This window comes from Massilia sp. CFBP9012, assembly GCF_034045115.1.
Classification (GTDB): Bacteria; Pseudomonadota; Gammaproteobacteria; order Burkholderiales; family Burkholderiaceae_D; genus Telluria.
In genome coordinates this window covers 92,041-107,591 of sequence record NZ_JAXCWM010000006.1, presented here as the reverse complement: position 1 = coordinate 107,591, position 15,551 = coordinate 92,041, and the positions used below count along the sequence as shown (strand labels likewise).

Annotated in this window: 13 protein-coding genes; 5 read left to right on the top strand and 8 right to left on the bottom strand. The window is 68.0% G+C overall.

Features of this window, described 5'->3' with window-relative positions:
- The first annotated feature begins 210 nt into the window (after positions 1–210).
- Positions 211–1,008, top strand: a complete 798-nt coding sequence (locus SOM61_RS11455; protein ID WP_320474215.1) for a DUF481 domain-containing protein — start codon at positions 211–213, stop codon at positions 1,006–1,008.
- On the opposite strand, the gene SOM61_RS11450 is transcribed toward SOM61_RS11455, so the two are convergent.
- Genes SOM61_RS11450 through SOM61_RS11435 form a run of 4 tightly spaced genes read right to left on the bottom strand, consistent with a single transcriptional unit; the run spans position 1,005 to position 4,420 of the window.
- Entirely contained in the window at positions 1,005–2,282 is a 1,278-nt protein-coding gene (locus SOM61_RS11450; protein ID WP_320474214.1) for an MFS transporter, read from the bottom strand. The two genes, SOM61_RS11455 and SOM61_RS11450, sit on opposite strands and share 4 nt — an antisense overlap.
- 40 nt (positions 2,283–2,322) lie before the next feature.
- Positions 2,323–2,811: a GNAT family N-acetyltransferase gene (locus SOM61_RS11445; RefSeq protein WP_320474213.1), complete on the bottom strand. Its 489-nt coding sequence runs from the start codon at positions 2,809–2,811 to the stop codon at positions 2,323–2,325.
- Positions 2,808–4,103 (bottom strand): MFS transporter, encoded by a 1,296-nt coding sequence (locus tag SOM61_RS11440; protein ID WP_320474212.1) that lies wholly within the window; start codon positions 4,101–4,103, stop codon positions 2,808–2,810. The genes SOM61_RS11445 and SOM61_RS11440 overlap by 4 nt, the downstream gene beginning before the upstream one ends.
- The gene (locus SOM61_RS11435) at positions 4,100–4,420 is read right to left on the bottom strand and encodes a thioredoxin family protein (protein WP_320474211.1); all 321 of its coding nucleotides are present in this window, start codon (positions 4,418–4,420) and stop codon (positions 4,100–4,102) included. The genes SOM61_RS11440 and SOM61_RS11435 overlap by 4 nt, the downstream gene beginning before the upstream one ends.
- Before the next feature lie 175 nt (positions 4,421–4,595).
- Between SOM61_RS11435 and SOM61_RS11430 the strand changes: the two genes are divergently transcribed.
- Positions 4,596–5,435, top strand: a complete 840-nt coding sequence (locus tag SOM61_RS11430; RefSeq protein WP_320474210.1) for a glucose 1-dehydrogenase — start codon at positions 4,596–4,598, stop codon at positions 5,433–5,435.
- Positions 5,436–5,446: 11 nt separating this feature from the next.
- The gene (locus tag SOM61_RS11425) at positions 5,447–6,052 is read left to right on the top strand and encodes a M23 family metallopeptidase (protein ID WP_320474209.1); all 606 of its coding nucleotides are present in this window, start codon (positions 5,447–5,449) and stop codon (positions 6,050–6,052) included.
- On the opposite strand, the gene SOM61_RS11420 is transcribed toward SOM61_RS11425, so the two are convergent.
- A complete protein-coding gene (locus tag SOM61_RS11420; RefSeq protein WP_320474208.1) occupies positions 6,009–8,483 on the bottom strand; it encodes a penicillin-binding protein 1A in 2,475 nt (824 codons plus the stop codon). The two genes, SOM61_RS11425 and SOM61_RS11420, sit on opposite strands and share 44 nt — an antisense overlap.
- A gap of 95 nt (positions 8,484–8,578) precedes the next feature.
- Entirely contained in the window at positions 8,579–11,392 is a 2,814-nt protein-coding gene (locus SOM61_RS11415) for a bifunctional diguanylate cyclase/phosphodiesterase (RefSeq protein ID WP_320474207.1), read from the bottom strand.
- A 104-nt stretch (positions 11,393–11,496) separates the two neighbouring features.
- Between SOM61_RS11415 and SOM61_RS11410 the strand changes: the two genes are divergently transcribed.
- Positions 11,497–12,003 (top strand): MarR family winged helix-turn-helix transcriptional regulator, encoded by a 507-nt coding sequence (locus tag SOM61_RS11410; protein ID WP_320474206.1) that lies wholly within the window; start codon positions 11,497–11,499, stop codon positions 12,001–12,003.
- A 3-nt stretch (positions 12,004–12,006) separates the two neighbouring features.
- On the opposite strand, the gene SOM61_RS11405 is transcribed toward SOM61_RS11410, so the two are convergent.
- On the bottom strand, positions 12,007–13,128 hold the full coding sequence (locus SOM61_RS11405; protein WP_320474205.1) for a YbdK family carboxylate-amine ligase: 1,122 nt from the start codon (positions 13,126–13,128) through the stop codon (positions 12,007–12,009).
- The gene (locus SOM61_RS11400) at positions 13,115–14,344 is read right to left on the bottom strand and encodes a cation:proton antiporter (RefSeq protein ID WP_320474204.1); all 1,230 of its coding nucleotides are present in this window, start codon (positions 14,342–14,344) and stop codon (positions 13,115–13,117) included. Before SOM61_RS11400 ends, SOM61_RS11405 begins: the two co-directional genes overlap by 14 nt.
- Before the next feature lie 377 nt (positions 14,345–14,721).
- On the opposite strand from SOM61_RS11400, the gene SOM61_RS11395 reads away from it, so the two are divergent.
- Complete coding sequence (locus tag SOM61_RS11395; RefSeq protein ID WP_320474203.1) at positions 14,722–15,507, top strand: ZIP family metal transporter; 786 nt, start codon at positions 14,722–14,724, stop codon at positions 15,505–15,507.
- Positions 15,508–15,551: the final 44 nt, after the last annotated feature.

Genomic DNA, 15,551 nt, shown 5'->3' with positions numbered 1-15,551 from the left:
TGGTCCCGAAAAAGTGACCGGTCGTTCGCGTCGTCCTTTACTAAACAGCGCCCGGCTCGTGCCTGATTGCATCGCTTCGCGCTGTCTTTGCGTTACAATGTCCGCCAACTCGCGGCTACCACCACGGTCGCGCACGATCCACGAACGATGGGCCGGTCGCCCTGGGCACGCCACGCGGTACGGCGCGGCCCATGCGGCCGCTAGAAGCTGATGAAACCACTCTCGATCCTGGCGCTGGCCTTGGCTGGCATCCCGGGTGCGGCGCTTGCCGCTCCCGATCTTCCTCAAATCGGCGACGTCCATGCGCCGCTGGCGGTCGCGATGCCGGCGATTCCGGATGGCGGCTGGTTCACGTCCGCCGAACTGGGCGCGATCACGACCTCGGGCAATACCAACGGCACCTCGGTGACGGGCAAGATCGACGCCCGCCACGAAACTACTCGTTGGAGCCATGAGTTCATCGCCAGCGGCTACTTCAAGGAAGACGAATACGAAAACGAAGTCGGCGAGCCCGTCAAGAGCCGCTCGGCCCAGCGCTGGGCAACCTCGGCCAAGGCCTCCCTCAAGCTGCTGGGCGACGGCCGCCGCGCCTTCGTGCTGGCGTCCCACACCGACGACAAGTTCGGCGCCTACACGCGCTACTCGACGGTCGGCATCGGTTATGGCTCGCGCTGGTATACCGCGCCCGACAAGACGCTCGACGTCGAGATCGGTCCGGGCTATTCGGTCGGCGTGCGCGACAACGATGAAGAAGAAAAAGGCATGACGGTGCGTAGCGCGGCCCAATTCCGCTGGCAGGTCAGCCCTTCTGCCTTCTTCGCCCAGACCGTCAGCGTCGAAAAAGGTACCGGCAACACCCACTCGGTGGCCGAGACCTCGCTCAGCACCAAGATCAACGGCAGCATGCAGATGAAGGCCGGCTTCAGCGTCCGCAACGACAGCAACGTCCCGGACGACAAGAAGAACACCGATACCCAGACCTCGCTGACGATGGTCTATTCGTTCTAACGCCGCTGGCGGCCGAGCAGCACCAGCGCCGTTAGGCTGAGCAGCGACGCCGCACTGAGGTAGTAGCCCACCTGCGCCAGGCCATACCTGGTGCCCAGCCACAGCGCGATATAGGGCGCCACCGAAGCTCCCAGGATGCTGGCGAGATTGAAGGTCAGTGAAGCGCCGGTATAGCGCACCTCGGCCGGGAACAGCTCGGCCAGGAAGGTGCCGAGCGGGCCATAGACGAAGCCCACCAGCGACATCCCGAGCACCATGAAGACCCCCACCGGCAGCCAGGCACCGGCGCCGAACAGCGGTTTGTACAGCAGGCCGAAGCTGCCGATCGCCACGCTCACCAGCATCAGCGCGACCCTCCGTCCGAGACGGTCGGCCAGCAGCGCCGACAGGGGGATGGTGAGGGCGAAGAACACGATCGCGAACAGCTGCAGCAGCAGGAACTGCTGGCGCGTAAAGCCCATCCGGGTCGTGCCCCAGGTGAGCGCGAACACCGTCATCAGATAGAAGAAGGCAAAGCCGCCCATCGCCGCCAGCGCGCCCAGCAGCATCGTGCGGCCATGCTCGCGCACCACCGTCACCATCGGCATTTTCACCTGGGCGCCGCGCGCCTGCACCCGCTGGAAGTCGGGCGTCTCGGTGATCTTCAGGCGGATATACAGGCCGATCGCGACCAGCAAGGCGCTGGCCAGGAAGGGAACGCGCCAGCCCCAGCTGAAGAAGGCTTCGTCGCTCATCACCTCTCCCAGCAGCAGGAAGGTGGCGCCGGACAGGAAGAAGCCGATCGGCGCCCCCAGTTGCGGGAACATGCCGTACCAGGCGCGCTTGCCGGGCGGGGCGTTCTCGGTGGCGAGCAGCACCGCCCCGCCCCACTCCCCGCCCAGGCCGAGCCCCTGGCCGAAACGGCATAGCGCCAAGAGCAGTGGCGCCGCCACCCCGATCTGGGCATAGGTGGGCAGGAGGCCGATGACGACGGTCGAGATGCCCATCGTGAGCAGGGCCGCAACGAGGGTCGACTTGCGGCCGATGCGGTCGCCGAAGTGGCCGAACAGGGCCGAGCCGACGGGACGGGCCAGGAAGGCGATGGCGAAGGTGGCCAGTGACTGCAGGGTCGCGGCGCCCGGATCGCTGGCCGGGAAGAACAGCTGCGGGAACACCAGCACCGCGGCGGTGGCATAGATGTAGAAGTCGTAGAACTCGATCGTGGTGCCGATCAGGCTGGCGAAGAGGACGGTGCCGGGCTTGTTGGGTGTGTCGTTCGGTGCGGGTGCGGCCATGCGGGATCTCCTGGTAGATCTCGCACATACGCTGCGGATTTCATTCCGGATGCTCCCTCTTTTGGCGCCACTCGAGCTCCATGGTGGCGTCGTCGGCCTGCAGCAACGTGAAGCCCAGGCCTTCGTAGAGCCGGCGTGCGGCCAGGTTTTCAGTACGCACTCGCAGTGCAATGCGATCGGACTCCTCTTGCAACGCGTGCAGGACGCTGCTGGCAATGCCCTTGCGCCGTGCGGCCAGCGCCACCGACAGGTCCACCACGCGCACTGCGCCATCCGCCTCTGCCAGCACGACGCGCGCTATTGGGGTCTCCCTGTCGGTCACCAGCCAGGTCTCGAGCGCGGCATAACGACGCGCGTAGTCCTCGACCTGCATGGCGCGCTGGTGGCGCGCGATCCCTTCGATGACGCCGCGCGGCACCGGCAGCGCGCCGAGATCTGGACGGGAGTCGAGGTAGAGCGCGTCGAGGAAGGCCTCGTCGGCGGACGTGGGAGCACGCGCCCCGAGGTGTCCGAAGCGGCGCTCTCTCACCGCACGGGCGATGGCACCAGGCCCTTGGCCAGCGCCAGGGCGGCCAGGCTGATGAGCGCCGCGCCGCTCAGGTAGTAGCCGACGTACTCCAGCCCGTGGTTCGTGGCCAGCCACAGCGCGATATAGGGCGCCACCGACGCGCCGAGGATGCCGGCCAGGTTGAAGGTGAGCGAGGCGCCGGTATAGCGCACCTCGGGCGGGAACATCTCGGCCAGCAAGGTGCCGAGCGGGCCGTAGGTAAAACCGACGAGGCACATGCCGAGGACCATGAACAGGGTGACCGCGACCCAGCCGCCGGCGCCGAACAGCGGCCCGTACAGCAATCCGAACACGGCGATCGCGCCGCTCACCAGCATCATGGCGCTGCGCCGCCCGCGGCTGTCGGCCAGCAGTGCCGACGGCGGGATCGTGAGCGCGAAGAACACCACCGCGAACAGCTGCAGCACCAGGAATTCCTGGCGCGTATAGCCCAGCTGCGCCGTGCCCCAGCTCAGGGCGAACACCGTCATCAGGTAGAAGATGACAAAGGTCGACAAGGCGGTCAGGGTCCCGAGCACCAGCGCGCGGCGGTGGTCGCGCAGCACGGCCAGCATCGGCACCTTGACCCGCGCTTTTTGATCCAGCACTTTCTGGAAGTCGGGCGTCTCGGTGATTTTCAGGCGGATGTACAGGCCGACCGCCACCAGCAAGGCGCTGGCCAGGAAGGGAATCCGCCAACCCCAGGCGAAGAAGGCGTCGTCGTTCATCAACTCGCCCAGCAGCAGGAACACCCCGCCCGACAGGAAGAAGCCGATCGGCGCCCCCAGTTGCGGGAACATGCCGTACCACGCGCGCTTGCCCGGCGGCGCGTTCTCGGTCGCGAGCAGCACCGCCCCACCCCACTCACCGCCCAGGCCCAGGCCCTGGCCGAAGCGGCACAGCGCCAGCAGCAGGGGCGCCGCCACGCCGATCTGGGCATAGGTGGGCAGCATGCCGATCAGGATGGTCGAGATACCCATCGTGAGCAGGGCTGCGACCAGGGTCGCCTTGCGGCCGATACGGTCGCCGAAGTGGCCGAACACGGCCGAGCCGATCGGGCGTGCGAAGAAGGCGATGGCGAAGGTCGCCAGCGACTGCAGCACCGCCGCGCCCGGGTCGGCGGCCGGAAAGAACAGGCGCGGAAACACCAGCACCGCGGCGGTGGCGTAGATGTAGAAGTCGTAGAACTCGATCGTGGTGCCGATCAGGCTTGCAAACAGGACGGTGCGGGGTTTGTTGGCCGCAGGTTGATCTGCCAGCGCCGCCTGGCTCATGCGCCCGCCTGGGCCAGGGCCTGGCGCACCGCGTCGGCGTCGACCGGACGCACCACGCGCGCCACTTCCTGGCCATCCTTGAGCACCACGACCGTCGGCCACAGCTTGATGCGGAAAGAGCGGCCCAGCGGGCGGCCGGGGCCGTCCTCGACCTTGATGTGGCGGGCGGCCGGATAGTCGACCAGCGCCTGGTCGATCAGCGGCTCGGCGGCGCGGCAATAGCCGCACCAGTTGGCGCCGAAGTCCAGGGCGACCAGGCCCAGGGTGGCGTCGATGGAGCTGCGTTCGGGTTGAGAGGTAGCGTAGGGGGCGGACATGGGGTCTCCTTATTATTGCTATTCGAATACCGCAAGCCTACCTCAAAACGCGCCGTCTGGCATGCCGCGTGGCCGATTGCGCCGGCCGATCCGGCCCCAGAGTGTGGCAGCTAACGGAAGCTGAGGCCCGAGGCTGTCACCCTGTGCTCTACCGCCCAACAAGGAGCACGCAGCGATGGATATTCCCAAGCAACAACAGCAATGGCCCGGCCGTGAAGCCGCGCTGTCCCCGCAAGCCGACCATGGCGAGACCAGCTACCGCGGATCCGGCCGCCTGCAGGACAAGGCCACCGTCATCACAGGCGGGGACAGCGGCATCGGCCGCGCGGTGGCGCTGGCTTTCGCGCGCGAAGGCGCCGACGTCCTGATTTCCTACCTCGACGAGCACGACGACGCGAAAGAAACCGCGCGCCTGGTCGAGGAAGCCGGCCGCCGCGCCGTCCTGGTGCCGGGCGACATCGCCGACCGCGCCCATTGCCGCGCCATCATCGACAAGGCGGTGGCCGAGTTCGGCCGCATCGACGTGCTGGTCAATAATGCCGCGTTCCAGATGTCGCACGACTCGCTCGACGAGATCCCGGACGACGAATGGGACTACACCTTCAAGGTGAACATCACCGCCATGTTCCACCTCTGCAAGGCCGCGGTGAAGCATATGGCGTCTGGCTCCTCGATCATCAACACCACCTCGATCAACTCGGACAATCCCAAACCCACCCTGCTGGCCTATGCCACCACCAAGGGCGCGATCGCCAACTTCAGCGCCGGCCTGGCCCAGCTGCTGGCCGAAAAAGGCATCCGCGTGAACTCGGTGGCGCCGGGCCCGATCTGGACGCCATTGATTCCGTCGACCATGCCGCCGGAAGAAGTCGAGAACTTCGGCAGCCAGGTGCCGATGAAGCGCGCCGGCCAGCCAAAAGAGGTAGCGCCGGTGTTCGTGATGCTGGCGTCCAATGAGGCGAGCTATATCTCGGGCGCGCGCATCGCCGTCACGGGCGGCACGCCGATCCTGTAAGCGGTCGCTCAATGGCCGCTCTCCTGCGCAACCTTGTCGTCGCCGTCTTCCTGGTGCTGGCGTATGGCCTGCTCGAACCCTATATCGAGCGCGCCCTCTACACCATGCGCCTGGCCGCCATGCCCAAGCCCCAGGCACTGCCGGTGCCGGTCGAGGGCGTGCGCCAGCGCGCGCTGCGCGACACCTGGGGCGGCGCCCGCAGCGAGGGCCGCAAGCACGAGGGGATCGATATCTTCGCCAAACGCGGCACGCCGGTGGTGTCCAGCACCGAAGGCATCGTGAGCCAGGTGGGCACCAACCGCCTCGGTGGACTGGTGGTCTGGGTGCTGGGACCCGGAGGGCAGCGCCACTACTACGCCCATCTGGACGGCTATTCGGACGTCGAACCCGGCATGCGCATCGAGGCCGGCCGGGTGCTGGGCTTTGTCGGCGACACGGGCAATGCCAAGGGTACGCCGCCGCATCTCCACTACGGGATCTACGACACCGGCGGCGCGATCAACCCCTATCCGCTGCTCAAGGCCGATCCTGCCCCGATCGAGGCCCCAACGGCGGCGCCGGCAACGGTGTCGGCTACAGATCCGACGGCGTCGGGAAGCCAGTCGGCGGCGCGCTAGGCACAGGCGCAGCCTCGAGCGGTTCGATCGGCGGTTCGACCGCCTCTGGCGGCGGCGCCATCGGCATCTCCTCGGGGCCGCCTTCCGGCACGATTTCCTGAGCTTCGTCCATGACGATTTCTTCCGGCTCCTCTTCCACCACGTAGCGGCGCGGCTCCGGCGCGCGCCATCCGGGCAAGGTGGCCTTGGCGTCCAGGCTGCCGCCGTCGAAGGCGCCGCGGAAGAAGTCGCCCACCACCAGCGCCGCATTGTGCCCGCCCTGCCCCCAGTAGCTGCTGCGGATGGTGACCCGGTTGTCGTTGAAGCCGACCCAGGCCCCGGCCACCAGGTTCGGGTGCATCATGATGAACCAGCCGTCCTGGTTGTTCTGGCTGGTGCCGGTCTTGGCTGCCAGGTCGCCGCGGATGCCGAAGCGGTTGCGCACGCCATTGCCGGTGCCGCGGGTGACGACGCCGCGCAGCATGTCGATCAGCGCTTCGGCCGATTCGCGCGACATCGCGCGCTCGGGCTGGCCGACGCCAAAATCGGCGACCACGTTGCCTTCGCGGTCCTCGATTGTGCGGACAAAAATCGGCTTGTGGTATTCGCCCAGGGCCGCGATGGTGGCATAGCTGCTCACCATCTCGAGCAAGGTGACCGGGCTGGTGCCCAGGGCCAGTGAGGGCACGGCTTGGAGGCGGCTCTGGCGGATGCCCAGGCCCTGGGCCAGGCGCACGATGGGTTCGATGCCGACTTCCTGGCTCACCTGGGCGGTGATCGTGTTCTTCGAGAACACCAGGCCGTCGCGCATCGGCATCGAGCGGCCGCTATTGCCGTCCATATCGGTCGGTTTCCACACCTCGCCGTGGTCGCCCTTGAATTCCAGCACCACGTCGCGGTAGGCTTGGGTTGGCGGGATGCCGCGCTCGAGCGCCGCGCCATAGACGAAGGGCTTGAAGGTCGATCCCGGCTGGCGCGCGGCCTGGGCCACGTGGTCGTACTGGTCGCGCTCGAAGTCGCGGCTGCCGACCCAGGCCTTGACCGCGCCGCTGGCCGGGTCCACTGCCACGAAGCCCGCCTCCAGGCGCGACTTGGCGCTTTTCAGTTCATTCATGAAGCTGCGGTCGGCCTTCAGGCGCTTGAGCGCGGCCGCCGGCTCTTCGCCCTCCTCGACCGCGTTGCGGTAGGCGCCGCTCTCGCGCACGAAGGCGTCCAGCGCGCGCGCATTGGTGATCCAGTAGTAAGAGAAGGGATCGATGTTCGGGCGTATCGACGTATAGGTGGCGGTGGCGGTTGAACGGGGCACGTTGGGGTTGGCCCATTCGACGTCGGCGATCGCTTGCAGGATGTCGGCCTGGCGCCGCACCGCGCGCTCGGCCGCCGCCTGCAGTTCCGGGTCGAGCGTGGTGCGCACCACCAGCCCGTCGAGCTGCAGGTTGTAGTCGTTCTCGTCGGCCCAGTCGAGCAGCCACTTGCGCACGTGGTGGGTGAAATGGTCGTCCTTGCCGCTGCGATCGGGCAGGCGCGCGAAGCGCAGGCGCAGCGGTCGCTTGACCAGTTGCGCATACCGTTTGTCGTCGAAGGCGCCATGCTTGCGCATCTGGCCCAGCACCACGTTGCGGCGCGCCAGCGAGCGCTCGGGATTGGCGACCGGGTTGTAATAGTGGGTGCCCTTGAGCATGCCGACCAGGGTCGCCGATTCCAGCACGTCCAGCTTGAGCGCCGGCTTGCCGAAATAGGTGCGCGCCGCCATCTCGATGCCGTAGGCGTTGTACAGGAAAGGCACCGTGTTCAGGTAGGCTTCCAGGATCTGCGTCTTGCTATAGGTGTTCTCGATCTTGATCGCGGTGATCAGTTCCTTCATCTTGCGGCTCATGCTGCGCGCGCGGCCGATCTCTTGCGGGAACATATTGCGCGCCAGCTGCTGGGTGATGGTCGAGCCGCCCTGCGGGTCGCCCTTGACGCTGGCCCAGAGGGCGCCGGCCACGCGCTTGAAGTCGACGCCGTGGTGCTGGTAGAAGCGGTGGTCCTCGGTCGAGATCAGCGCCTCGACCACGTGCGGCGACACCTGCGACAGCTTGACGCGCTCCTGCAGGCCTTTCTCGAAGGTGCCGAGCGGGCGGCCGCCGGCGTCCAGGATCACGGTCGGGCGCGAGCGGCTCACTTGCTCCAGGTCGTCGATGCCGGGGGTGAACGGGATCAGGATCAGCAGCCAGGCCAGGATCGCCATCAGGCCCGCGGCCATGCTCCATAGCGCGATCAGGGCCAGCTTGACCGGCAGCGGCCGGCCGTGCAGGCGCGCGCGGGCGCCGCTCTTGAGCGCGCCGGCCCGGGTCGAGGCGCCGGCGAGCAGGCGCCGGGCGAGGCGCCGGGACACTTGCTTGATGCGTTGCTGCACGGTTGGCGCGCTGTTCGCGGTGTCCGTGTTCTCGTTGTTCTGTTGTTGGTCCACTCGCTATTCCTGCCCTGATCGAAGTAACAATGTGGGGCAAGTATAGCTGACCCCGACCGCCGCGACGGCACGGGACGCCCGACGACCCGGGCCGCCTAGGCGGCGCTGGCCACCGGCTCCACCCTGCCCGCGCGCAGCAGCGCCTCGACCCGCGTGGCCGGCTGCGGACGGCTGTAGACGTGACCCTGCACCTCGTCGCAGCCGCAGCCGCGCAGGTAGTCGAGCTGCTCGATCGTCTCGACCCCTTCGGCGATCACCTGCATGCGCAGGCAGTGGGCCAGCGAGATGATGGCGTCGACCAGGGCCGCGCCGTCCGGGTTGCCCACGATGTCCTGGACGAAGGAGCGGTCGATCTTGAGCACATCGACGGGCAGGCGCTTGAGGTATTGCAGGCTCGAGTATCCAGTGCCGAAGTCGTCGATGGACAGCTTGACGCCCATGCGCTTGAGGCACTCCATGGTGCGGATGGCGGCGTCGGCGTCGGCCATCATCATGCTCTCGGTGAGCTCGATCTCGAGCGAGCCCGGCGGCAGGCCGGTCTCGACCAGCACCTGGGCCACGGTGTCGACCAGGTCGGGCTCGGCGAACTGGCGCGCCGACAGGTTGACCGCGATGCGCAGCGGGCCCAGCCCGGCGCGCTGCCAGCGCCGGTTCTGGCGGCAGGCGGTGCGCAGCACCCAGGCGCCGATCGGCACGATCAGGCCGGTCTCTTCGGCCAGGGCGATGAAGCGGTCGGGCCGCACCGTGCCCAGCAGCGGATGGCGCCAGCGGATCAGCGCCTCGTTGCCGACCACGCAGCCGGTGGCCAGGTCGACCTGCGGCTGGAAATGCAGCTCGAACTGGTCGTCCTGCAGTGCATGGCGCAGCGCGCTCTCCAGGGCCAGGCGGTCGAAGGCCTGGGCATTCATGTGCGGGGCGTAGAACTGCACGCCGTTGCGGCCGATGGCCTTGGCGCGGTACATCGCGATCTCGGCGTGCTTGACCAGGGTGTCGGCGTCCATCCCGTCGACCGGGAACGCGGCCACGCCGGCGCTGCAGCTGAGCACCAGGCGCTGGCCGGCCAGGTGGATCGGCTCGCCCACCGCCTCGCGCACCTGCTGGATGCGGACCGCGGCCTGGCGCTCGTCGGCCACGCCGACCAGCACCAGCACGAAGTCGTCGCCGCCGACCCGGGCCGCGGTGTCCACCGGCCGCAGCGCACCCTTGATGCGGGCGGCGAGCATGCGCAGCGCCTCGTCGCCGGCGCGGCGGCCGAGGGTGTCGTTGATCAGCTTGAAGTGGTCGAAGTCGAGCAGCACGGTCCACACCGGCATGCCGCCGGCATTGGCGGTGGCGCGCTCGATGCGGTCGGACAGCAAGGCCCGGTTGGCCAGCCCGGTGAGCGTGTCGTAGTGGGCATGGCGTGCGAGCTCGGCCTCATAGCGCTTGGCGGTGGTGACGTCGTAGACGGTGACCACGAAATGCCCGGCCTGGCCATCGGCGCGGCGCACCGGCGCCACGTAGACGTCGCTGATCAGTTCCACCCCGTCGCGGGTGTGGACCGTGAGCAGGGCGTGCTCCTCGCGCTGCCCGTGCAGGGCGCGGCGCAACTCTTCCATCGCCGGCTGGTCGGCATCCAGGCCGGCGAGCAGCTTGAGCGGCTGGCCGGCCAGTTCGCGCGGCGCATAGCCGAAGGTGCGCTCACATGCCGGGTTGGCGTATTCGATCGGGTAGCCCGGCTGCTCTGCGTCGACCAGCAGGATCGGATTGGCGCTGGCCTCCATCGCGCGTTCGTACAGCCGCAGCGAGCCGGTGGCGCGTTCGAGCGCCGCGGTGCGCTGCTCGACCAGTGCCTCGATGCGGCGCGTGCGCGCCACCCGCTGCTGCACCAGGCCGGCGGCGGCGAAACTCAGGATCAGGCCCAGCGCCATCGCCACCAGCTCGGCCATGTGGGCGCCCAGTGCCGGCGGCTGTTCCTCGACCGCCACCTGCCAGGCGCTGCCGGCGATCTCGAACTCTTCGACATGGCGCAGGCTCATGCCGTCCAGCAATCGCTCCCACCAGCCCTCGGGCGTGGCCAGGCTGCCGTGCTGGTAGGCAGTGACCAGGTTGCCGAGGGCGTCGGGGCCGCGCAGCGACAGGGCAAAATTGTCGTCGTCGAGCAGGCGCACCGCTTCCAGGGTGCCGCCCACCAGCTGGGCAACGTCGATGATCACCTCGGTGGTGCCCACCACCGCGGCGCGCCGCTCCGGTGGCGCCAGAGGCCGGGTGCCGGGCCGGTAGACCGGCAGGAGGATCATGACCCCGTGGCGGGCGCCGCCTCCCTGCAGCAGGTTGATGATGGGGCTGGCGGCCGGTTCGCCGCTGTCGATCGCCCGTTGGGTATACACCCGCTGCGGCGCGTTGGACCAGGCGTCGTAGCCGAAGATGACTTCATTGCCGACGATCGGCGCCACATAGTCGTTGACCAGGTAGCGCCAGCGCACGCCGGCACGGACCAGGGTGGGCGCGCCGGTCTTGACGCGTTCGCGGATCTCGAAGCCTGGCCAGAATGCACGCCGATGGGCCTCGAAGGCGGCGCGCTCGGCGTCGCCCACGAAGCGCTGGAACACCAGCGCCTGCAGGTAGCCGTGGCGCGCCACCAGCGGCAGGGCGAAGGCGTCGAACTCTGCTCGCGTGATCTCGTTCGATGCGCGGAAGAACAGGTTGACGGCGCGCGCGGCATCGGTGGCCTCGGCGAAGGCGCGGGTGACGGCCGCGACCCGCACCACGGCGCGCTGCTCGAATTCGGCCTGGGCGCGGTCGTATTCCATCTTGCGCACCGCGCCGCATAGCAACGAGGTGAGCACCAGGCCGAGCAGACAGGTGACCATCGCGGCCCTGGACAGGCCGCGCTCCGGAACACCAGGGCTGGAGGATGCGTTGCGCATGAATCGATGCTAGCGCAGAACGGCCCTTTCAGGGGGCGCGGACTACGAAGAAAAAGAGCGGCGCCCGGCCCCGCTTTGCGGGCTGTTGCATTATCATCTCGCCCATGCCGTCCGAACCCAATCCAGCATCCCTGCCCACACCTGTGCCTGCCGATGCCCCGCCCCAGCGCGTGCTGCGCCAGTTCCGTATCGTCTTCAATGCCGTCAAGACGCATTTTCGCCAGCTCGAGCGTGATTCGGGCCTGGGCGGGGCCCAGGTCTGGGCATTGTCGGTGATCGAGAACCAGCCCGGCATTGGCGCCACCAGCCTGGGGCGCGCGATGGACATCCACCAGTCGACCGCCAGCAACCTGGTGCGCGGCCTGGTCGAGCGCGGCTATGTGGTGGCGGCGCGCGAAGGCAGCGACCGGCGCAACGTCGCGCTGCGCGTCTTGCCGGCGGGCCAGGAAGTGCTGCGCCGCGTCCCCGGCCCGGCGGCCGGCGTGTTGCCGGGCGCACTGGCGACGCTGGACGAGGCGACCCTGCTGCGCCTGGAACAGGACCTGGCAACGCTGATCGCCCGCCTGGATGCGGACGAGGCGGCGGGCAAGATTCCGTTGAGCCAGTCCTAGGGCCTACACCTCGCCGCGGAATTTCCCTAAGGCTAGATTGACCATCGCCTCCACGCTGCCCTCGTGCTCATGCACGATGCGCAGCTGTTCGGCGTCCCCGACCGCCCTGGTTACCCGCGACAGATGGGTCAGCGCGGCGCTCGAGCCGAGCTGCTCGGCGTGCGGCGCGATGCGCGCCAGGGTGGCCAGGATATCGTCGCGCAGGGACACCTGCTGGTGTTCCTGCGGCAGCACGATATTGCCGTCGAGCCCGAAGCGGCAGGCCTGGAAGCGGTTGTAGTTGTAGACCAGGTAGTCGTCTTCGCGCGGCGGCGCCTCGTTGCCGGCCAGCAGGTAGCTGCACAGCGCTTGCAGGTAGGCCGCCAGCGCCGCGGCGTGCTCGACCGTGAGCGGGGTGTCGCAGACGCGCAGCTCGATGGTGCCGTATTCGGGCTTGGGGCGCAAATCCCAATAGAAGTCCTTCATGCTGCGCACGATGCCGGTGTCTTCCATGCGCTTGAAATAATCGCGCTCGAAGTCTTCCCATTTCAGCAGGAACGGCGCCCTCCCCGACAGCGGGAAGGCGAACACCGAGTTCAGGCGCGAGGAGTGGAACTGGGTGTCGCTGCCCTGCAGGAAGGGCGATGAGGCAGACAGTGCGATGAAGTGCGGGATGTAGCGGTTCAGTGCGTGCAACAGGAACAGGGCATTGTCGCCGCTGCCACAGCCGATGTGCACGTGCTGGCCGAACACGGTGAACTGCTTGGCCAGGTAGCCGTACAGCGCCGACACCTCGCGAAAACGCGGCTTTTCATAGATGCGGCGCTCGGTCCACTGCTGGAACGGATGGGTGCCGCCGCCGCACACGCCCACGTTGAGGCGGTCGCCCGCCCGCAGCAGGGTGTCGCGGATCAGGCGCAGCTCGTCCACCAGCGGCGTGTAGCCGGTGTGGATGCTGCTGTTAATCTCGATCATGCTCTCGGTGATCTCGGGCGTGACGGCGCCGGGGAACGGCGCGCGCGCCAGCAGGTCGAGCATGTCCGGCGAGGCCGGCGCCAGGTCGAAATCCGACAGGCCGACCAGCTGCAACTCCAGCTCGACGCCCATGGTCAGCGGTTCCGAGCGCGCAAATTCAGGCAGCGGCATCCTTGTCCTCCTTCACGACATTCTTGTATTTGGCAAAACCCGACTCGCGCGCGCCGGTCAGCGCGATCTGGGTCAGGATCGGCGCCAGCACCTCCAGGATCATCGCCATCGCGGCCAACGGCGCCAGGGGTGTGAGGGTGTCGAACAGGTCGACGCCCGAGCGCCGGGTCTGCTCGATCAGGATGATGGCGAACACCGTCAGCGGCATGATCGCCACCCCGGTCAGGGCGCCCTTGCGCGCCGAGATGCCCGACACCCGGGCGGTGGCGGTGCACACCGCTACCTTGACCAGGGCCCGCACCAGCAGCAGCAGCAAGCCCAGCATCAGGCCTTCGGCGGTCGGCTGCCAGGCGATGGTGGTGGCCACGAAGAAGAACAGCAGCACGGTGAGCAGGTCGCCCAGGGCGCCGAAATTGCGCTGGGCCGGGCTCAGGGTGACGCGGCGGTGGCGCGCCACCAGGCCGAAGGTCAGCGCCGCCAGCACCGGCGACAGCTTCAATACATGGGTGATCGCCACCAGCAGGAACACGAAGACCGCGAACGTCAGGGTCGAATTGCTGCGCACATGGCTGGCCACGCGCTGCCACAGTGGCAGCAGCCAGCCCAGCGCCGCGCCCAGGCCGCTGGACGCCGCCAGCACCACCAGGCCGGTCCAGCTGGCGTGGACCACGTCGCCCGAGGTCTGGAACACGCCAAAGCCCACGGTCACGTTGAAGACGAACACGGCCAGCACGCAGTTCAGCGCCGTCAGGTGCATGGCGCGCTCGGTCACCTGGCCGCCGCCGCCCTGCTCGTTGACGATGCGCAGCAGGCCGGCCGGCGAACTGGCCATGGCCAGGGCCGCCAGCAGGCAGGCCGGCAGCACGGCCAGGCCGCAGATGCGCGAGACGTAGTACACCGCGGCCCAGGTCAGGCCGGCTTCCAGCAGCGAGGTGAGCAGCAACCAGGGATTGGTGCGCAGCCAGCGCAGGTTGATGCGGTAGCCGAGCTCGAACAGCATCAGTCCGAATCCGAGGTTGGCCAGCATCATGAAGTTGTCGGCCTGGGCCGGCGGCAGATAGCCGCTCGACAGGTTGCCGAACACGAAGCCGCAGAGTCCATAGATCGAGATGCGCGGCACGTTGGCCCAGCGGTACAGCAGTTCGCCGGTCATCCAGGCCAGCGTCAGCGCCAGCGGCCAGGCCAGCGCATGCGTGAGTGAAAGCAGCTCGCTCATCAAATCCTCCGGTGGGGCGCGCCAACCGGCGGCAGGGAGCCGCGCAGGCACGATGGTCCGATTCGGCACGGGGAGCGCCAGACGCGGCAGATGGGGGAACGCTACGCCGCGTGTCGAAAAATGCCCCCCGACGGATGCGGGGGGCGAAAAGAAACGGGTTGAGCCGCCTCATCGCTGATCGGGCCTCCGGATGCTACCGGTTGCCACCCAGCTATACTGCCCGAAAAGTATAATCGTGGCAACCCTATTTGTGCGAATGTACAGACAGGCGATAAGCTACCCTTCCCGTCCGTCAAGATGGGAATCGACGTGGTCGGCCGCGCTGTTCGTCTATTTGGGGCCATTCGTGCGCGCACTATGTGCTGGAAAATATTAGCATGGATGAAACAGATGGAGGCGCATTGGAGACATTGCCGGGGTGGCTGCAGGCGGGGTGCTGGGGACTGGTTGCGGGGGCAGCCCTGCTCCTGGGCGCCTTCATCGGGGTGCGTTTCAAGGTGCCGCAACGGCTGGTGGCGGCTGTCATGGCCTTCGGCAGCGGCGTCCTGATCTCGGCGCTGTCGTTCGAATTGATGGACGAGGCGATCGCGACCGGCGGCTTCGCGTCCACCGCCACCGGTTTCCTGCTGGGCGCCCTGTTCTATACGGCCGCGAACTGGTGGCTGGCGCACAAAGGCGCGCGCCACCGCAAGCGGGCCGCGCCGCGCCAGGCAAAAGGGGCGAGCGAAGGCAGCGGCGCCGCGCTGGCCGTCGGCGCCCTCCTCGACGGCATCCCGGAATCGATCGTGATCGGTCTGTCGCTGCTGGGTGGCGAAGGGGTCAGCGTGGCGGTGGTGGCGGCGGTCTTCCTGTCCAACCTGCCCGAAGGCCTGTCCAGCGCCGCCGGCATGCGCCACGCCGGCCGCTCGCCGGCCCATATCTACGGCGTCTGGAGCGGCATCGCCGCGGCGTCCGGGCTCGCTGCCCTGCTCGGCTATACGGTATTCCACCGCTTTCCGCCCGAAATGCTGGCGGCGACCACGGCGGTGGCCGCGGGCGGCGTGCTGGCGATGGTGGTCGATACCATGATCCCGGAGGCCTTCGACGAAACCCACGACTTCGCGGGACTGATCGTGGCCACCGGATTTTTGGCAGCCTTCGCGCTCAGCAAGCTCGGCACCTAGCATGGCTGCTGTCGGGAAATTTTACATTCTTCGGCGTATTTACT